Origin of the sequence: Flagellimonas amoyensis (assembly GCF_003058265.1) — a bacterium.
In the GTDB taxonomy this organism is placed as follows: Bacteria; Bacteroidota; Bacteroidia; order Flavobacteriales; family Flavobacteriaceae; genus Flagellimonas; species Flagellimonas amoyensis.
In genome coordinates this window covers 85,724-103,457 of the sequence record NZ_QBUK01000006.1, presented here as the reverse complement: position 1 = coordinate 103,457, position 17,734 = coordinate 85,724, and the positions used below count along the sequence as shown (strand labels likewise).

The 17,734-nt window shown below is 46.3% G+C and carries 22 protein-coding genes; 13 read left to right on the top strand and 9 right to left on the bottom strand.

The features are described from left to right. Positions 1-432 precede the first annotated feature (432 nt). The 6 genes from DB398_RS09885 (at position 433) to DB398_RS09860 (ending at position 6,035) form a co-directional block, all read left to right on the top strand. Positions 433-1,173, top strand: coding sequence for a peptidase associated/transthyretin-like domain-containing protein (locus tag DB398_RS09885; RefSeq protein WP_108424230.1), 741 nt, complete (start codon positions 433-435; stop codon positions 1,171-1,173). After that, positions 1,170-1,979, top strand: a complete 810-nt coding sequence (locus DB398_RS09880; protein WP_108424229.1) for a carboxypeptidase-like regulatory domain-containing protein — start codon at positions 1,170-1,172, stop codon at positions 1,977-1,979. Before DB398_RS09885 ends, DB398_RS09880 begins: the two co-directional genes overlap by 4 nt. Positions 1,980-2,204: 225 nt before the next feature. Then, positions 2,205-2,723, top strand: a complete 519-nt coding sequence (locus DB398_RS09875; RefSeq protein WP_108424228.1) for a DUF6702 family protein — start codon at positions 2,205-2,207, stop codon at positions 2,721-2,723. 60 nt (positions 2,724-2,783) lie between these two features. Further along, complete coding sequence (locus DB398_RS09870) at positions 2,784-5,099, top strand: M1 family metallopeptidase (RefSeq protein ID WP_108424227.1); 2,316 nt, start codon at positions 2,784-2,786, stop codon at positions 5,097-5,099. A gap of 81 nt (positions 5,100-5,180) precedes the next feature. Next, positions 5,181-5,459, top strand: coding sequence for a Sec-independent protein translocase subunit TatA/TatB (locus tag DB398_RS09865; protein WP_108424226.1), 279 nt, complete (start codon positions 5,181-5,183; stop codon positions 5,457-5,459). A 3-nt stretch (positions 5,460-5,462) separates the two neighbouring features. After that, positions 5,463-6,035 (top strand): phosphatase PAP2 family protein, encoded by a 573-nt coding sequence (locus DB398_RS09860; RefSeq protein WP_108424225.1) that lies wholly within the window; start codon positions 5,463-5,465, stop codon positions 6,033-6,035. On the opposite strand, the gene DB398_RS09855 is transcribed toward DB398_RS09860, so the two are convergent. Next, positions 6,001-6,642: an O-methyltransferase gene (locus tag DB398_RS09855; protein ID WP_108424224.1), complete on the bottom strand. Its 642-nt coding sequence runs from the start codon at positions 6,640-6,642 to the stop codon at positions 6,001-6,003. The genes DB398_RS09860 and DB398_RS09855 overlap by 35 nt on opposite strands. A gap of 66 nt (positions 6,643-6,708) precedes the next feature. Between DB398_RS09855 and DB398_RS09850 the strand changes: the two genes are divergently transcribed. From DB398_RS09850 to DB398_RS09840, 3 genes are read left to right on the top strand one after another with little or no spacing between them, the layout of a single operon-like run. Further along, a complete protein-coding gene (locus DB398_RS09850) occupies positions 6,709-7,170 on the top strand; it encodes a GNAT family N-acetyltransferase (RefSeq protein ID WP_108424223.1) in 462 nt (153 codons plus the stop codon). A 56-nt stretch (positions 7,171-7,226) separates the two neighbouring features. Then, complete coding sequence (kynU, locus tag DB398_RS09845; protein ID WP_108424222.1) at positions 7,227-8,495, top strand: kynureninase; 1,269 nt, start codon at positions 7,227-7,229, stop codon at positions 8,493-8,495. A 45-nt stretch (positions 8,496-8,540) separates the two neighbouring features. Beyond that, entirely contained in the window at positions 8,541-9,689 is a 1,149-nt protein-coding gene (locus tag DB398_RS09840; protein ID WP_108424221.1) for an MFS transporter, read from the top strand. 35 nt (positions 9,690-9,724) lie between these two features. Here DB398_RS09840 and DB398_RS09835 read toward each other — a convergent pair whose 3' ends face one another. The 8 genes from DB398_RS09835 to DB398_RS09805 form a co-directional block, all read right to left on the bottom strand. Continuing rightward, positions 9,725-10,627, bottom strand: a complete 903-nt coding sequence (locus tag DB398_RS09835) for a cation diffusion facilitator family transporter (RefSeq protein WP_108424220.1) — start codon at positions 10,625-10,627, stop codon at positions 9,725-9,727. Between the two features lie 36 nt (positions 10,628-10,663). Continuing rightward, complete coding sequence (locus DB398_RS09830; RefSeq protein WP_108424219.1) at positions 10,664-11,092, bottom strand: DUF1801 domain-containing protein; 429 nt, start codon at positions 11,090-11,092, stop codon at positions 10,664-10,666. Positions 11,093-11,341: 249 nt separating this feature from the next. Then, on the bottom strand, positions 11,342-12,100 hold the full coding sequence (locus tag DB398_RS09825) for a DJ-1/PfpI family protein (protein WP_108424218.1): 759 nt from the start codon (positions 12,098-12,100) through the stop codon (positions 11,342-11,344). A gap of 177 nt (positions 12,101-12,277) precedes the next feature. Next, the gene (locus DB398_RS09820; RefSeq protein WP_108424217.1) at positions 12,278-12,889 is read right to left on the bottom strand and encodes a DUF2306 domain-containing protein; all 612 of its coding nucleotides are present in this window, start codon (positions 12,887-12,889) and stop codon (positions 12,278-12,280) included. 56 nt (positions 12,890-12,945) lie between these two features. Then, entirely contained in the window at positions 12,946-13,542 is a 597-nt protein-coding gene (locus tag DB398_RS09815; RefSeq protein WP_108424391.1) for a dihydrofolate reductase family protein, read from the bottom strand. 150 nt (positions 13,543-13,692) lie between these two features. Further along, on the bottom strand, positions 13,693-14,166 hold the full coding sequence (locus tag DB398_RS09810) for a hypothetical protein (protein WP_199913383.1): 474 nt from the start codon (positions 14,164-14,166) through the stop codon (positions 13,693-13,695). Continuing rightward, positions 14,052-14,330, bottom strand: coding sequence for an AbiV family abortive infection protein (locus DB398_RS18740; protein WP_199913380.1), 279 nt, complete (start codon positions 14,328-14,330; stop codon positions 14,052-14,054). The genes DB398_RS09810 and DB398_RS18740 overlap by 115 nt, the downstream gene beginning before the upstream one ends. A gap of 176 nt (positions 14,331-14,506) precedes the next feature. Beyond that, positions 14,507-15,187, bottom strand: a complete 681-nt coding sequence (locus tag DB398_RS09805; RefSeq protein WP_108424216.1) for a hypothetical protein — start codon at positions 15,185-15,187, stop codon at positions 14,507-14,509. 84 nt (positions 15,188-15,271) lie between these two features. Between DB398_RS09805 and DB398_RS09800 the strand changes: the two genes are divergently transcribed. The 4 genes from DB398_RS09800 (at position 15,272) to DB398_RS09785 (ending at position 17,579) form a co-directional block, all read left to right on the top strand. Beyond that, entirely contained in the window at positions 15,272-15,901 is a 630-nt protein-coding gene (locus tag DB398_RS09800; protein ID WP_199913379.1) for an RNA polymerase sigma factor, read from the top strand. Further along, entirely contained in the window at positions 15,902-16,090 is a 189-nt protein-coding gene (locus DB398_RS09795) for a hypothetical protein (RefSeq protein ID WP_108424215.1), read from the top strand. 37 nt (positions 16,091-16,127) lie between these two features. Then, a complete protein-coding gene (locus tag DB398_RS09790; protein ID WP_108424214.1) occupies positions 16,128-16,955 on the top strand; it encodes a mechanosensitive ion channel family protein in 828 nt (275 codons plus the stop codon). 75 nt (positions 16,956-17,030) lie between these two features. Continuing rightward, positions 17,031-17,579 carry a ClpP family protease gene (locus DB398_RS09785; protein ID WP_108424213.1) on the top strand — a complete coding sequence of 183 codons (549 nt, stop codon included), beginning with the start codon at positions 17,031-17,033 and terminating at the stop codon, positions 17,577-17,579. Positions 17,580-17,734: the final 155 nt, after the last annotated feature.

The window sequence follows — 17,734 nt, the reverse complement described above, 5'->3', positions numbered from 1 at the left end:
ACCCCATGTGCCAAATCCCAGTAACAACTCAGCTGCATTTTAGAAGGCAGAAGCAACTGTCCCCTTGAGGGGACTTTAGGGGTGTCAGAGGCATACAAGCAAGTAAAGTTCACTGCCAAGTATCAAACTCAAAAACAGGGAAACCATAAACCCTAAACGTGAAACCAAAAAACCAGAAACCACGATTGCCAAGCTACCTACTGCAACCTGCATTCTGCCACTTGCCAACCGAATACATAGAATTAACAAAAGTTTAGAACCTCTATATTTTTTTATATGGGCTTCAAAGGTTTTCTTTAACTTGTGCTAATACTTGTTCGGTAAGAAACGATTGGCATACCTGTCATCGTGGAACGTACGGGGTTTTTGCTGTACTTGTGGTGACAAGGATTTGCACTGGCCCGTGGGGCATCATTCTAAAAAACACATACTATGAAACATATACTTTTGGTCTTTTTTTCCTTGTTGATTTCCGCTGTGTCACTGGCGCAGGATGGTGGCCAATTGCTACGGGGGAAAGTATTGTACCGAAGTACCAACGTGCCCAATGAGAACGTGATCAATTCCACTTCGGGAGAGGCTACCATCACCAATAACGATGGGGAATTTGCCATTGTGGTGAAAGAAGGTGACGAGTTGGTGTTCACGGCGGTGAACTACCAATTGATGGTGGTGAAGATCAGCCCGGAAATTCTGGCGAACAACCGATTGGTGGTCGAGGTCAACGAAAAAGTGACGGAGCTGGACGAAGTAATCGTGACCCCAGAGAACCAAGAAGGTTTTCTTCGGGTAAAGAACGAGGACTTCAAACAGTTCGATTACGAAATAGACCGGGGCACCGAGGTGGTGAACGTGGCGGAATCCCAAGCGGTCCGCGGTATGCAGAACGGACTCAACATCAAGAACATTTTCAAGGCACTTTTCAAATCCCGCGAAGTGGATGGGCAGGAACGGGAGCCGCTCAAAGTGAGCGAAGTACTCCGCCATGTCTACGATGATGAGTTTTTTGTGCTGGACCTAAAACTTCCGCAGGACAAGATAGATGCCTTCTTGATCTATTGTGATGACAAGATTCCTTCCCAGACCTTGCTCAGAAAGGACAACGAGTTCCAACTGATCGACTTTTTGGTCACCCAGAGCAAGGAATATTTGGAAACCTTGAATGAGGAATGAAACATTTTTTTCTTCCCTTGCTGTGCTTCACGGCTTTTTTTGCCACTGCCCAAGACGGGTCCATCAAAACATTACGGGGAAGGGTCACCAGTGCCGATAAGGATGTGGTAGGGGTAGTGGTCCAGAACATCAGTTTGGATCAGGCCGTGATCACCGATATGGACGGGAACTTTGCCATCAATATGCAATTGGGGGACACGCTGGTCTTTTCGGCGGTCCATTACCAAAGAAAAATGGTGCCTGTCACCGAAGTATTGTACAAGACCAGTTTTGTGGAAGTGCCCATGGAAGAGTTCGTGAACGAGCTGAAGGAAGTAGTGGTGCGGCCCTATAACCTTTCCGGGGACCTGAGCCAGGATTTGGGCAAACTGACCTTGGAAAAAGATGTGAGTGCATCGGCCTTGGGACTGCCCAATGCGGATGTGAAGCCCTTGACCCAAAGTGAACGACTGCTTCGGGAAGCGTCGTCCATGACCATGACGGCGGGCGGCGGCGTTGGCGGGGCAGGGGGTGGAATGTCGCTGAATCCCATCATCAATGCCATCACCGGACGCACCAAGATGTTGAAGAACCGGGTGAAAGTGGACAATACCTACGCCAGGACCCAACGCGTACAGGACTACTATGTGGATTCCCTATTTGTGGCGACCTTGAAGATCCCTATGGAAAAATTGGACGACTTCATGTACTTCTGTGAGGTGGACGAAGCATTCCAAGAAACCGTGGATAGCCATGACAAGTTAAAAATTTGGGACTATATGGTGGAAAAGAGCCGCGTCTATCGGAAGAACAACAACTTGGAGTGAGGGGTCAACTTGTGATAAGTGCCAAACCCAAAATTCCAAATAACCTATTAACTGAATAACCCAGTAACTGAATAACCCAGTAACTGAATAACCCAGTAACAAAATAAGAAGCTGACAAGCGGGATTTGTTCTTATATCTCAGGTCTGAAAAAGCTGTTTGGCAAACAAATTGCAGATAACCCCATAAAACTGTAACATTGCCACAGAAATAACGTCAAACAAACCATGATGAAGCGGAAAATTGCAAAAGTGTTGGTCTTGCCTTTGGCAATGGCCCTTTTTTTGTCCTTCACCACCGCGCATAAATTCTATGTGAGCGTCACCAACATGGTCTATGCCGCGGATGAGGAAGCATTTCAGATCACCTCCCGTATTTTTATAGACGATTTGGAAGCCCTTTTGGCCGAACGCTATGGGATCAAGGCCAAGTTGGCCACCCCGGATGAGGCCAAGGTCGCGGATGAATACATTGAAAAATACCTTCGGGCCAAATTCCTCGTCCTCTTCAATGGGGAACCAGCCCCATATACCTTTCTGGGAAAGCGGTACGATAACGATGTGGTCATCTGCTATCTGGAAATTCCGAAAGTGAAGCTAGCTAGTATCAAGACCATGACTGTGGAGAACGATGTGCTCACCGATCTCTTCGATGAACAGCAGAACGTGGTCCATGTGAAATGGAACGGAAACAAAAAGAGTTTTGTGCTGATGAAGAGCAATAATAAAGGAATGTTAAACTTATAACGCTTTGTTAACAATTGGTTAAAATGCGTTACTTTACACCCTCATAAAATCAAATTGAAAATGAACAGAATCAAACACTACGTAGCTTCCCTGCTCTTTCTTTTTGGTGCCATGGCCATGGCACAGGAAGGAGAGGCCAAAAAAGAGCGGGAGCCAGGACACTACAACCAAAGCAGGTTCAAACAAATGTACGAGGAGTTCGCCACTCCGAACACGTATCGGTCGGCTTCCGGTGCCCCGGGACCAGACTACTATCAGCAGCAGGCAGATTATGTGATGAACGTGGAGCTGGACGACAAGAATGCCAAACTTTATGGTGAGGAAACCATCACCTACCACAACAATTCACCGGACAATCTAGAATTCCTTTGGGTACAATTGGACCAAAACGTCCGTGCCAAGGATTCCAAATCCCCATTGAGGGACGGTAATGGCGTGAACATCGCCTATACTGCCGGCAATTTTGCCGAAACCTACATCAGTGAGCCTTTTGACGGAGGTTTCAACATTGAGTGGGTGAAGGATGCCAGCGGCAAGCCATTGTCCTACACCATCAACCAGACCATGATGCGGGTAAACATTCCCCAAGCCCTAAAAAGCGGGGAGAAGATTTCCTTTTCCATCAAGTGGTGGTACAACATTCCCGACCATACCGTAAACAGGGCCCGTTCCGGATACGAGTATTTCCCCAAGGATGGTAACCGTGCCTATGTGATCGCACAGTTCTTCCCAAGGATGGCGGTCTACAGCGACGTGGAAGGATGGCAAAACCATCAGTTTTGGGGAAATGGCGAGTTTGCCCTCCCTTTTGGAAACTATGATGTGAGCATCACCGTGCCCGCTGACCATATTTTGGATGGAACAGGGGTATTGCAGAACAGGGAGGATGTGTTCTCCAAAGAAATGATGAAGCGTTACAAAGAAGCCACCAAGTCGTATGACAAGCCGGTGATCATTGTGACCCAAGAAGAAGTGGAGGCTTTGGAAAAAGGCTTTGCCACAGATAAAAAAACATGGAAGTTCAAGGCGACCAATGTCAGGGATTACGCTTTTGCCTCTTCGCGAAAGTTCATCTGGGACATGCAGGCCGTCAAAATAGGCGGAAAGGATGTTATGGCCGTTTCCATGTACCCCAAGGAAGGAAACCCACTTTGGGAGGACATGTCCACCAAAGCTGTGGTGCAGACCTTGCAGACCTATTCAGCGCACACGTTTGACTACCCTTACCACAAGGCCATCTCCGTGCATGCCAAGAACCAAGGGATGGAATATCCCATGATCTGTTGGAACTATGGGCGCCCCAATGAGGACGGTACCTATTCCGATAGGGTAAAATATGGTATGATCAGTGTGATCATCCACGAGGTGGGACACAACTTCTTCCCGATGATCGTCAACTCCGATGAGCGTCAGTGGGGATGGATGGACGAAGGCCTTGATACCTTTATGCAGTACTTGGCCGAACAGGATTTTGGAAAAACCTATCCCAACATTATCGCCCCCAACGAAAAATATCCTTCACAAAGGGGTGAGCCAGCTGCCATTGTACCTTATATGAGCGGTGACCAGAGTTTTATCTCGCCCATCATGTCCAACCCAGAAAACGTGTACCAATTGGGTCCCAACGCCTATGCCAAGCCTGCCACGGGATTGAACATCTTGAGGGAGACCATCATGGGCAAGGAACTCTTCGACCATGCTTTCAAAACCTATGCGCAGCGTTGGATGTTCAAGCACCCTACGCCAGAGGATTTCTTCCGTACCATGGAAGATGCATCCGCAGTGGATTTGGATTGGTTCTGGAGAGCTTGGTTCTACACCACCGATTATGTGGATATAGGGGTCAAAGGAGTTAAAAAGTACTACGTGGCCAGCAAACCTACCAAAGAAATGGAGAAGTACATGGCCGATAGGAACCTTACCGAGGCCGACCTTCCCCCATTGGTATATTTGGCGGAAGAGGAAAGTGAGGACTTTATGCCAGAGCTTAAAGGAAAATCGCCAACGGAGACATCAAAGAACTTGAAGGAATTTATGATGGACAACATGACCGAGGCTGAAAGGTCCCAGGTGAAGGAGCCCAAATATTTCTATGAGATCACTTTTGACAAACCAGGAGGCGTTCCCATGCCATTGATTGTCGAGTATACCTATGCCGATGGTAGTAAGGAAAATGTGACCTACCCACCGGAAATCTGGAGAAAGAACGATGCCGAGGTCAAAAGGGTCATTGCTTCGCAGAAGGAATTGGTAGGCATAGCTGTGGATCCCAAGATGGAAACCGCTGATATTGACACGACCAACAATTCTTGGCCCAAGAAAGACGAGAAGTCAGACTTTGATAAGTTCAAGGAAAATATCAAAGGCGAGAAATAGCGAAAAATTTAACTAAAAGAGGCCCCGTGATTTCACGGGGCTTTTTTTATTTTCCTACCAAGTTCTCATTATATTTGTTGTATGTATTTTCTATTCATTAGCGGCGCGGAGATATTCTTCATCCTATTTATAGTGGTGATGGTCTTTGGTGCCGACAAAATTCCCGGAATAGCCAAGGGACTTGGCAAGGGAATGCGCCAGTTGCGGGATGCCACGGACGATATCAAACGAGAGATCCAGAAAAGTGCCGAGAAACAGGGCATCGATACGGATTTCACCAAAGATATCCGTAATGAGCTGAACGAGGTGAAGAAGAATGTGGACGAAGTGACAGGCTCCATCAAAAGAAGCTCCAAATAATCCATGCTTGAAAAATTGCTCCAATGGGATCGGGATACTTTTGTCTATCTCAACAGTTTGGGCATTGAAAGATATGATGGTTTTTGGTCCTTTGTCACCAATATAACCACATGGACCCCCCTTTTCGTTCTTTTTTTGGTGCTACTGTATGTGAAATTCCCCAAAAAGGAAGCCCACTATAAATTCTTGACGATGTTGGGTTTGGTGGTTTTTGTGACCCTCATCACCCATTTGACCAAAATTTCCGTGGCACGCTTACGGCCGAACAACACGGAGGAGATCAACACCCTGATCCGCATATTGAAGACCCCTACAGATTATAGTTTTTTCTCGGGGCACGCCTCCAGTTCTTTTTCCATTGCCATGTTGATGTATCTTTTTTTGCGGGCAAAGCTGAAATGGGCCCTCCTTTTCTTCATTTGGCCCATTCTTTTTACCATGAGCCGTATCTATGTGGGTGTCCATTTTCCCATAGACATCATTGTAGGCACCCTGGTGGGCCTATTGTCCGGTTGGCTGTTCCATGTCCTCTACAAACGCTTTATAGCACCCTACTCAACGTCAGTCCATCCCTGATGGGCAACAATACCGTTTCCACCCTTGGATCATCCTTGAGTTTTTGGTTATAGGCCAGAAGGGCGGCCGTGGCCTTATCGGATTTTTCAAGAGGTTCCACCACCTTGCCGGACCATAGCACATTGTCGGATAGAATGACACTGCCCGGTCTTGTTTTTTGGATCACGGCCTCAAAATAGGCATCGTAGTTTACTTTTTGCGCATCAATGAAGACCAAATCAAAAGTCTGATCCAACTGTGGTATCACACCCAGTGCATCTCCTGTATGTTGGATGATTTGTGGACCATACCCGCTCCGATCAAAATAGGTGCGTTGGATCTGGTGGAGCTCTTCATTCACTTCAATGGTATGCAATTGTCCTCCTTTTTGCATGCCTTCGGCCAAGCAGATCGCCGAATACCCCGTGTAGGTCCCAATTTCCAAAATAGAGGTTGGGGCGATGATCTTGGACAGCATACTAAGCACCCTTCCCTGAAAATGTCCTGTGATCATCCGGGGCTGCACCACTTTCAAGTGAGTTTCGCGGGTCAGTTCCCGCAACAGTTCCGGTTCCGGTTCCGAATGGTCGGCAATATAACTTTCCAACAAAGGGGATAGGAAATGCATGGTCAAGTTTTCGCAAAAATAGGGAAAAGAAGTACATTCACATGGATTCACGAATTTGGGGAAATAATGTCAAAACCTATAAAAGTTAGACAGGCCACATTGGAGGACCTGTCCACATTGTTGCAATTTGAACAAGAGATCATCAAGGCGGAACGCCCTTTTGATGTCACGATTAAAGAGGGCCACGTGAGCTATTATGACCTGGCCCAAATGGTGCAGGATCCCGAGGCCCATGTGGTCGTAGCGGAAACCGATGGAATGCTTGTGGCATCTGGCTATGCCATCCGCAAGAAGGCAAGGCACTATCTGGACCACGAATGGTATGCCTATTTGGGGTTTATGTACACCGACCCGCAGTACCGTGGGTTGGGCATCAATGCCAAAATTGTGGACGAACTGAAGCAATGGTCGCTTCAAAAAGGGTTCACGGAAATACGGTTGACGGTTTACAGCGATAACCTTCCCGCCATCAGGGCCTATGAAAAAGTTGGGTTTAAAAAACATATCATCGAAATGCGGTTGGAGTGACTTCCGGGGCCGGATTTAATCCCACAAATCGTATTTTTGAAGCAAAGCAAAAGCACATGACATTCCAAAATACGCTGGAATTCGCTCAGCAACTTGATGCCGCGGACCAGCTTTCCAAATACAGACAAGAGTTCCACTATCCGCAGGTAAATGGCAGGGACGTCATCTATTTCACAGGAAATTCCCTTGGCTTGCAGCCCAAGCGCACCCAAGCGTATGTGGATGAGGTGATGAAGGATTGGAGGGAACTGGCGGTAGAAGGTCATTTTTATGCCGAAAAACCGTGGTGGGACTATCATGAGCGATTGGCGGAAGGATTGGCGAAAGTGGTAGGCGCACAACCCAAAGAAGTTTCGGTGATGAACACGCTCACCGTGAATCTGCACCTGTTGATGGTCTCCTTCTACAGACCTACCGCAAAGCGGTTCAAGATCATCTGTGAGGAAAAGGCCTTTCCATCGGATCAGTACATGTTGCAAAGTCAGGCCCGGTTCCATGGCCTGGACCCCAAGGAAGCCATTGTTGAAGTGAAGAAACGGGACGGGGAACATGCCTGGCGAACGGAGGACATCATTGCCAAGATCAACGAGGTGGGGGAGGAACTTGCCTTGGTGCTGATGGGTGGCGTGAATTACTATAGCGGGCAGGTGCTGGACATGCAGGCCATCACCACAGCGGGAAAAGCTGTTGGGGCCTTTGTGGGCTGGGATTTGGCACATGGAGTAGGAAACGTAAAGCTACAGTTGCACGATTGGGGCGTAGACTTTGCCGCTTGGTGCAGCTACAAATACATGAACAGCGGTCCTGGGAATGCCTCGGGTGTTTTTGTGCATGAACAACATTTGGGCAAGGAAGATATCCCTCGTTTTGAAGGATGGTGGGGGAACAAAAAGGAGACCCGTTTCTTGATGAAGCCCGAGTTTGATCCCATTGCTTCGGCCGATGCTTGGCAGTTGAGCAATCCGCCCATACTGTCATTGGCCCCCTATTTGGCCTCTTTGGAACTGTTCGATGAGGTGGGAATGGATGCCTTGATCGAAAAACAACGGACCATTGTGGCCTATCTGGAATTTATTCTCCATGAGATTGACAAGCAGGTGGACAGTACTTTTGAGATCATCACCCCAGCGGAAAGGGGCTGTCAACTCTCCGTGTTTTTGCACGGTGAGGGCAGGGCCTTGTTTGATTACTTGATGAAGCAAGGGGTGATCACCGATTGGCGGGAACCCAATGTGATACGTTTGGCCCCGGCCCCCTTCTATTGCTCCTACGAAGATATGTACCGCTTTGGGCAGATCTTAAAACAAGGCATTCAAGACAAATAAGCATTGACCACTCTTTAATATGAACCCAACCAACCCATCACCTGTATGAAGTCCTTAAAATTGATTTTGTCCAATCCAAGGTATTTTGGAGCAGCATGGGTTTTTACCAGTATCAATATCTGGTTTGGTACCTGGGCCATATACATCCCCACTGTAAAAGAGAAGTTGGGCATAGATAAGGCAGACTTGGGAATAGCCTTGTTCTGTCTGTCCCTGGGCGTGTTTACCATTATTCCAATAGCATCCAAGCTCATCAACCGAATTGGTGTGGGCAGGGCTTCTTGGGTCGGGGTTGTAGGGGTTACCGCTACGGCCATGTTGCCACTTATGGCCCCCAATTATTACCTATTGATGGCGGCACTGTACCTGTTTGGGGCGGGCAATGGTTTTATTGATATTGCGATAAATACCTTGGTCACGGAGATCGAAAAAGAGGACAAGCAAAATTTCATGTCTGCGGCCCACGGCTTTTTCAGTCTGGGTGGTATTTTGGTGGGATTGGGCAGTTTTCTGATCCCTGTTATTGGGAACCCGGTGCTGCACATGGGCATTACGGTGGTGTTGGTGTTCATCCTCAACCTCTATTTTAGAAAACACTACATTCATATTGTTGCTGCTCCCGTGGAAAAAGAACCGTTTAGCCTCAAACTTTTCAAGCCTTTGCTGCTGTTGGGGATCATTGGTTTTGTTTCTTTTGGGAGCGAAGGTGCCATCATCGACTGGAGCGGGCTTTACCTCAAAGAAATGACCATGGCTCCCGAGGTGTTGATCGGTATGGGATTCTTGGCGTTTTCCACGACCATGACCTTGGGCCGATTTCTTGGGGATGGGATCAGCTCTAAAATTGGTCCTATAAAAATTGTGGGACTTGGTGCCTTTATCGCCGCTTTGGGCTATTTGTTGGTGCTGACACAGCACACCACATTGTCCATTATTGGGTTTGCCTTGAATGGCCTTGGTTTTTCGGTCATTGTCCCCGAATTGTTCCGCATAGGCGGTAATGTGAAGGGAGTGGACTCTTCCCAGGGGGTTGCCTTTATTGCAGGCTCCGGTTATATCGGTTTTTTGTTGGGTCCCGTCATTTTAGGGTTCATTGCAGAAAGTGCTTCGTTGAAGTACAGTTTTATGCTCTTGTTGTGTATGGCCCTGTTGGTTATGGGCATTACTTTTTTTCTCGGTAAGAAGCGGAAATAAAATCATGGTCAAAAGGGGTGGAAACCTCGATTGACTTATTTGCCATTGGTCAATGGTACCTCAACCGTGCAGGTGTCCGGTTCAATATGGATCAGCACATGTCCCAAATTGGGGATTTCTTTTCTCAAATGGTCCTTGAGCCGATGGGCAATGTCATGACCTTCCTTCACGGAAATCTCTGCATCCACAATGGCATGCAGGTCCACATGGTATTTCATTCCGGCCTTTCGGATAAAACATTTTTCGGTGCCGACGACGCCTTTAACCTTGATGGATTCCTCCCTGATTTCTTCCAAAAGGTCATCGTACAGGTGCTCGTCCATGATCTCCCCCAGGGCCGGCCTAAAGATCAGATAGCTGTTGTAGAGGATAAAGGCAGAGGCCAAAAGGGCCGCCCAGTCATCTGCCGTTTCATATCCTTTGCCAAACAGCAGTGCAATGGAAATCCCGATAAAGGCCATCACCGAGGTTATGGCATCACTACGGTGGTGCCAGGCATCCGCTTTTAGTGAGGAACTGTTGGTTTCCTTGCTTTTTTTTATCACGATCCGGAATGAGATTTCCTTCCACAGAATGATGCCGCCAAGTACAAGCAATGTCCAAGGTTTTGGAATTTTGTGGGGGGTCTGGATGTTTTGGATGCTCTCGTAGGCGATCACCGTTGCCGATGTGACAAGAAAAGCGACCACCAAGAAGGTGATCAGGGGTTCTATTTTTCCATGTCCATAAGGGTGGTTTTCGTCCGCTGGCCGTTTGGCATATTTGAGTCCGAACAGCACAAGGAGGGAAGAGAAGATGTCCGTTGTGGACTCGATGGCATCTGCAATCAGCGCATAGGAATTTCCGAAGAATCCAGCCAGTCCCTTGATCAGTGCCAGACTGGTATTTCCAATAATGCTGAAATAAGTGGTTCGGATCGCCGTATGTTCGTTGTTCATTTCAGTTTTTCAGCTGATGGTCCGTTGTTCGTGTTTTTAGCTTTTTGTCTGCTGGATGCCATATCGAATCGCTTCTTCAAGAATGTTGAAGTTGATGTCCGAAAGTGTTTTGAATTTGATGCAATAGCCTGTCACGCTTGCCTTTCCTATGGTGTCCCCGAAATTTTGGGGAAGGTATTTTTTGTCCTCAAGCCCCATGATATAGACTGAAATACCCGAGGTGTTGCCACTGATGCCAATTTGGTAAAATTCCTTGGTGGAGCCGTTTTTGTAGTGGATGGTATACTGTCCATAACCGATACTGGGGTTGGTGACCACCTTTCCCGTTTCATCTTTGCCATCCAAGTACCATAATCTGCCATTCGGTAATTGCTGAAGCAAATACTGATGTAAAGTTAGGATGTCGCTACGTTTTGGTTCATCTTGGCTATCCATGTACGCTTTGATCTGTTCCTCTGTATTCATAACAAAGTTTGGCTTCTTTGGGTTTTGTTATTTCGACACATGGCATATGTCCAGTGGCGATTGTTCCTTCTTTTTTACTTCCAAGGGCCGTTTGTCCTGATGTTCCCTAGCTCACCATTCGGGTGGATTCGGTAGAGTTCTCCTGCATAGCTCAGCCTAGAGCTTGCTGCCTTGCAGCTTGTTACAAGTTTGCTCCACTGTAAGATATTCATTTTTAGCGATCCAGATCATGTTTGGCCTGACCGATGTTCACGGCGCTGGTTTGCCCCAATTTTGAAGTCGGTCAAGATAAAGATAGCTCTCCACAAACTTTCGGTGCTCCGCGCTCGTCATGATTTCGAGGAGTTCCAATGCGGATATGTAGCTGGCCAAATTGCCGTTGGAGGACAGAAATTTGCCATCCTTCACATAAGTGACCACGCTGTCGTCCTCGACTTTCAGGTTGGGGTAGTCCTTTTGGAGCTGCTCACCACCACCGATCCAGGTCACGATCTGATGCCCGTCTGCAATTCCAGATGCCCCTATGAGCTGTGCCCCGGCACAATTACTGACCATATATTCGGTCTCTTTGTTCTTTTCACTGATGAAATTCACGATCTTATCGTTGTGGACCTGGGCATACATATCATAGGCGCTGGGCACGAACAGCACTTTCAGTTTTGGGGCGTTCTCAAATGTGTAATCAGGGACAAGTCTCAGTCCTTCTTCGGTGGTGATGGGGTTTTGGGTCTCGGCAATGGTGACGACATTGAAGATTTGGGTTCCATCCTCGGTGGGTTTGGCAAACACATCGGATGTGGCCACGACTTCACTTTGGAGCACTCCGTTGTACATCAATAGGCCAATGGTGGGCAGATTGGGGTCAAAGGGTTTCAAATGTTTGGTAAGGGTGTCGGAGGCCAACTCCTTTGGTTCCTGGACCTCGGTTTTTGTGTTGGTCTTGTCGGAATTACAACTCGATACCATTACAGCAAAAACAAAGGGTGCTAAAATTCCAAATCTTCTCATTTTTTGTGCGGATTTTACGCTTTTTGTTGAGGTTAAATTTTTTGTGTTGAGTTCTTTCGGACCTATTTGGAAGAATAGTGTCCGCCTGATGTCAAAGATAATTCATTGCGGGATTTTTGGAGGAAAATCCGTCGGCTATTGATAGTGTATGGAGTCGTATTTGGGTTACATCTGGAATTACCTCCGTTTCTTTTTTCTCATCAATGGGATCCATGAAAAAATCAATTCAATGGTCAGCAACGGGATGATCCAACTAAGCCATTCGAGGGTGGTGTCCCTTATTTCTGGAGATGCTATAAAAAAGAACAATCTGTCCTGCGGAATATCACCGATCAGTCTGAGAAATACAAATACCAGGGCAAGTGCATAACTTCGGATCACAAACTGCCTGTGGCCTTCTATGTTTTTATTTCTGATGGTGATCCATGCGGCAATGGTCATGAACAACCAGGTGGAGGACAATAAAAAAAGAGGAACTTTCGATCCTTCCAAGTCAATGGTGATCCCTAGGTACAGGGCCGTGACCCCGCCCAATACGGAGCCGATCAAATACAGCTTGCCCAAGGTCCGATGGATGGATGGGGACTTGAGTCTGAGACGGGTCCAAAATTGGAAGGGTCCCAGGACGAGAGGGGCAATTGCGGTTGCCAAATGGAAGTAAAACCATAGGGCCTTTTCGGACAGATTGCCCTCTGTGAAAAACCTGAATTTAATTCCGCGATATAAATAGTAAGCACTCAAGAGTGCTACCACCACCCAAAAGATTCTGTTTATATAGTGCTTCCCCAAGGCTCATTTATTTGATTGAACGAATATTTTTGACCTACCACAGCGTCCGTTAGTTGTTATTTTTCGCCAATATTTCCAGTCCTGACGTCTCCTTCTTTTTTATAATTGGCCACAATTATTCCGCTTGGGGTAATGGTACTTTCCATCAATTTGAAAGTCGCTGGCATAACCCCATTACCGAACAATTTTTTTCCTTGCCCAAGTGTGATTGGAAATATTTTGAGCCAAAGCCCATCTACCAGATCATTTTTGAACAGGAGCTGAACAAGTTCACTGCTTCCCCAGACTTTGATGTCGGTTCCATCCGTTTTTTTGAGGTTTTTTATGTCTTCTATATCGTTTAAAAATATGGAATTACTCCATTCGGAATTTGTTCTGGTGTTGGATAAAACATATTTTTTGACTTCATTGATCTTCGGCCAATGATCCGCATTATGGGGCCAATGTTTTTCCCAGATGTCAAAAGTTTTTCTGCCCAACAATAAATCGGAAGGTTCCATTTGCCTTTGAATGATTTTTCCAAAAACTTCATCGCCAAAAGGAGCCACCCAGCCCCCAAATTCAAAACCACCGGACCTATCCTCATCCTTTGCCCCGGGAGCTTGAATAACACCATCCAACGATATGAATTCCAAAACATTGATTTGTCTCATATACTTTTCAATACTCCAATATTTTGCCAACGGTTCGTGTATGATGAGTTGCGGACTTTTCCAACGGAAAAATATCTCCCTGATTTTAAAGATAATTGATTGCAGGAATTTCCACATGGAAATCTCACCCGCAATTAATCATACACCGTGTTAATGGTTGTTTTTTATTATTTTTCTTTTTTCAATTAACCTCGATTTGTAAGGCCATATTTCCATAAGTTTTTTCATCAATTCAGGATTCATTAAATTAAATTTTTCGAGTGGTCCATAATAGAATCCATCATTGATATTTCGGACACATTCGTTTACTAAGACCTGATTATTTAAAGAAATTATTTTCTTCGCATCTTTAGATTTAATTTGATTTGGAGAAGAAATTTTGGATTTAGTGTCTATTGCACCTCGATTTCTTTTTAGCCCTACGTAAATGGATTTTTGTTTTTTACTTTCCAATTTTCCAGATTTCAAGAAATCGTAGAAAGATTCATCAAGAAAATGAAACTGTTGATTTATAAAAGCGAATTGTTTTTTTGAATGCTGATAAAGCAATTTGATCCATTCCTGTTCAAAATCTCCGTCAGTCCATGATTTGTAATACTTGTGTGCACATAGTGGTCTATCCAATCGGATTTGGCAATTTCCTCCAAGGCCAAAACACTAAGATGAAATGCTGAGGCAAAGGAATCATTTTTATAGAGCAATATAGAATCAAAATGCAGTCTTAAAGAGTTCTTTAAAGCTTCTGTAGAAAATTTTTCAAATTTTGCTTGTCTTCTTGATTTTGACATTATTCCTTAATAATTTATCAGTACTGATAAATTAAATTACCACCAACTTGTTTATAGAAGTACCTTTTGCATCGCTATACACCCCAATAGGGCAGTAAACGATGTATTGTGTCATCCGTTATGTGTACTGGGGAACTTAAAAATAGGTGAGGTGCCGTTGGCTCCAAGCCAAACGCCTACTCCTTTTTTACCGTCAGGCCTGTAAAATACAGCTTGGTGTTGCCCTCGGGCCTGTTGTATTCCTGTGCGAGTTTCAGTCCGCCTACCTCGGTATAATCCTCCCAACTGGCGGTCAGGGAAGGCTCTTCTTGGTTGGACTTGCGGTACACCCACTCCCGGATGATATGATCGTCCTTAAAATAAAGGTCATAGGCATCACCAGGGGTATAGCCGCCCTCGTTCTTGTACACTATGGTCAGTTTTTGCATCTGATCCCCACTGATGGGCGCCTTTGCGTCCGCAGTATGACTGAACGTATAGCTCTTGGAGTCCCACATCAGGTTGAAGGGGGCCAACAACCAATACCGGTCGTTGATGAACCCACCGTTGGTCTTATAGGCAATGGAATCCATGTTCCCTTTGTTGTACACCAAGGTGTCCGGCCCGAAAATGGCGGTCACTTCGTTCAGTTTGGGCCTCCAGGCCCAGCTGCGCTCAAAGTGCATGGAATCCCTGTCCACATTGAAGGTAAAGGTGATCTCCTTCACCGATTTCCAGTTTTGGAAACCATGGGCGTCCGCCACCAGTTCGGGGACGGTTTTTTCAGGCACTGTGGTCTCTTCCGTTTTTTTGGTCTCTGTTTTGCAGCCCACCAAAAAGATGAGGGAGCACATTCCAACGAGGTAAACAGTCTTCATATCTGGTTTTTAACCAAATATACCTGAAATTCCCCTATTTTTGCGCCCCTTTTTGAAGGACGGCAAAATTAATTCGACCCTGGAGTGACTTTTTTTAAAAAACTGTTTCTAATCGTCATAAGTAACCCCGACAAAACGCTTTTGGAAGCAGACGACCTTTATGCCCATCTGTCGGATGAGGAATTAGTGGAACAGATTGTTGCAAGCAACGACCCTATGTTGTTCGGTAAGTTGTATGACCGTTATGCCAAGATGGTCTACAACAAATGCTATGGATTTGCGAAATCTGATGACGAAGCCCAGGACCTGACCCAGGACGTTTTCCTGCAACTGTTCATTAAGTTGCGGACCTTCAAGGGGAAATCCAAGTTCTCTACTTGGCTGTATTCTTTTACCTATAATTTTTGTGTCAACTATATCAATCGGAACAAGCAACGGAAAATGCGCGACAAATCCGTTCTTGTCGAAGAGACCGAGTATAAGCTAACGGAAGATGTGCCGGATGAGAGCTTGTACGAGATGAAGGCGGACAGGCTGAAAAAGGCCCTGGAGATGATCTCTGCCGAGGATAAGTCCCTATTGCTGTTGAAATACCAGGACGGGGCCAGCATCAAAGACCTTGTGGACCTGTTGGATCTGGGCGAGAGCGCCGTGAAGATGCGGTTGAAAAGGGCAAAGGAAAGATTAGTGGAAATCTACAATACCCAGGAATAGATGGTAGAGCAAAACAAAAACCCGTTCAAGGAGTTGGAGGCCTCACTCAGGGAGGCCCCGCCCGAAATGAGAAAAAAGGTCATGAACGACATTGCCGCAGCAAAGCTGATCATGGACATGGCCTCCTTGTTTTCCATCAATTTGGGAAGTGCCCTGCGAAAGCTCTTCAAAACACTGGGCGATAACTGAGAACCTAACAACTACACTATATAAATAAACAACAACTATGGAAACAATCAACAATTGGAAGAACATCACCTTTGATTCCCTTTCGACGATGGGAAGGGAAGTGGCAATGGTATTTCCGAAGATCATCGGGGCCATTGTGATCATGCTCTTGGGATGGTTGGTCATCAAGATCGCCCTGTTCGTATTGGGACGTGTCTTAAAACTGGCCAAAGTGGAGCTGCTGAACGATAGAATAAATGGTATGGATGTGGCCAGCAAGGGCAATTTCACTATCGATGTGTCCAAAATTATACTGGGCTTCGTGAAATGGCTCCTGATCCTCGTCTTTTTGATCGTGGCCGCAGATATCCTCGATTGGCAGATCATTTCGGTGGAGATAGGGAACCTGCTGCACTACCTGCCCCGTTTCTTCAGTGCTTTGGCATTGTTGATGATCGGGTTCTACATCGGCAACTTTGTGAAGAATACAGTGAAGCGGTTGTTCGATTCCCTGGAGTTCGGGGGCAGTCATCTGGTGAGCAACCTTATGTTCTACGTCATTGTCATCTTTATGTCCGTTACCGCACTCAACCAAGCGGGGGTGGACACCACCATCATCACCAACAACATTACCATGATCATGGGTTCCTTCCTTTTGGCCTTTGCGCTGGGGGTAGGTCTCGGTTCCAGAGAGATCATTGCGGACATCCTGAGGTCCTTCTATACCCGAAAAACCTTTGCGATAGGGGACACCATTGTGATCGGGGGCGAAGAGGGCACCATAGAATCCATTGACAACAATAGCCTCACCTTGGTCACCCAAAGGGGCAAGTTTGTGATCCCGATAAAGGATGTGGTGTCCCAAAAAGTGGAGATACGCCCTTAAACCGACCATTGTGGCCAACCAGTGACAAGATTTCCTTGGAATTTGATTATTTTTGAGGTTCACAACAATTAGAAAATGAGTTCAAAAAAAGGAAAGGTTCAGGAATTGATCCAAGAAAAGTTGCTCGATGAGCGCAAGATATTTTTGTGGGGCCAAGTGGACGATGATTCTGCCAAGCACGTCATAGACCGTTTGCTCTACTTGGATCTTCAAAACCATAAGGAGATCCAATTGATCATCAACAGTCCAGGAGGTTATGTGACCTCTGGCTTCGCCATTTATGACACCATCAAGCAGATCAAAAGCCCGGTTTCCACCGTTTGTAGTGGACTGGCGGCCTCCATGGGGTCCATTCTTTTGTCCGTGGGCGAAAAGGGGAGAAGGTTCATCCAGCCCCATGCACGCGTGATGATCCACCAACCTAGTGGTGGTGCAAGAGGTCAGGCCTCGAACATCGAGATTCAGGCCAAGGAGATCATCAAGACCAAGGAACTGGGAGCCCGTATCTTGGCAGACAACTGTGGACAGTCTTTCGAAAAGGTCATGAAGGATTTTGACCGCGATTACTGGATGGGCGCCGAAGAATCCGTGGAGTATGGCATCGTGGACGGGATCCTGGAATAAAAACCAAATACCCTAAAAGGGAAAAAGTCCTTCGCAAATTTTTGAGAAGGACTTTTTTCATATATATGGACGCCGAAGCGGGATATTTGTTATATATACGGCAGCATTCGCACAAAGGGATTTCCAGGGTACTGTTAAAAATTCTTAAACATGGA

Bases quoted from the DNA above. Each gene is read 5' to 3' on its own strand.
- DB398_RS09885 (WP_108424230.1), top strand. From the start codon at position 433: ATGAAACATATACTTTTGGTCTTTTTTTCCTTGTTGATTTCCGCTGTG.
- DB398_RS09880 (WP_108424229.1), top strand. From the start codon at position 1,170: ATGAAACATTTTTTTCTTCCCTTGCTGTGCTTCACGGCTTTTTTTGCC.
- DB398_RS09875 (WP_108424228.1), top strand. From the start codon at position 2,205: ATGATGAAGCGGAAAATTGCAAAAGTGTTGGTCTTGCCTTTGGCAATG.
- DB398_RS09870 (WP_108424227.1), top strand. From the start codon at position 2,784: ATGAACAGAATCAAACACTACGTAGCTTCCCTGCTCTTTCTTTTTGGT.
- DB398_RS09865 (WP_108424226.1), top strand. From the start codon at position 5,181: ATGTATTTTCTATTCATTAGCGGCGCGGAGATATTCTTCATCCTATTT.
- DB398_RS09860 (WP_108424225.1), top strand. From the start codon at position 5,463: ATGCTTGAAAAATTGCTCCAATGGGATCGGGATACTTTTGTCTATCTC.
- DB398_RS09855 (WP_108424224.1), bottom strand. From the start codon at position 6,642: ATGCATTTCCTATCCCCTTTGTTGGAAAGTTATATTGCCGACCATTCG.
- DB398_RS09850 (WP_108424223.1), top strand. From the start codon at position 6,709: ATGTCAAAACCTATAAAAGTTAGACAGGCCACATTGGAGGACCTGTCC.
- kynU (WP_108424222.1), top strand. From the start codon at position 7,227: ATGACATTCCAAAATACGCTGGAATTCGCTCAGCAACTTGATGCCGCG.
- DB398_RS09840 (WP_108424221.1), top strand. From the start codon at position 8,541: ATGAAGTCCTTAAAATTGATTTTGTCCAATCCAAGGTATTTTGGAGCA.
- DB398_RS09835 (WP_108424220.1), bottom strand. From the start codon at position 10,627: ATGAACAACGAACATACGGCGATCCGAACCACTTATTTCAGCATTATT.
- DB398_RS09830 (WP_108424219.1), bottom strand. From the start codon at position 11,092: ATGAATACAGAGGAACAGATCAAAGCGTACATGGATAGCCAAGATGAA.
- DB398_RS09825 (WP_108424218.1), bottom strand. From the start codon at position 12,100: ATGAGAAGATTTGGAATTTTAGCACCCTTTGTTTTTGCTGTAATGGTA.
- DB398_RS09815 (WP_108424391.1), bottom strand. From the start codon at position 13,542: ATGAGACAAATCAATGTTTTGGAATTCATATCGTTGGATGGTGTTATT.
- DB398_RS18740 (WP_199913380.1), bottom strand. From the start codon at position 14,330: ATGTCAAAATCAAGAAGACAAGCAAAATTTGAAAAATTTTCTACAGAA.
- DB398_RS09805 (WP_108424216.1), bottom strand. From the start codon at position 15,187: ATGAAGACTGTTTACCTCGTTGGAATGTGCTCCCTCATCTTTTTGGTG.
- DB398_RS09795 (WP_108424215.1), top strand. From the start codon at position 15,902: ATGGTAGAGCAAAACAAAAACCCGTTCAAGGAGTTGGAGGCCTCACTC.
- DB398_RS09790 (WP_108424214.1), top strand. From the start codon at position 16,128: ATGGAAACAATCAACAATTGGAAGAACATCACCTTTGATTCCCTTTCG.
- DB398_RS09785 (WP_108424213.1), top strand. From the start codon at position 17,031: ATGAGTTCAAAAAAAGGAAAGGTTCAGGAATTGATCCAAGAAAAGTTG.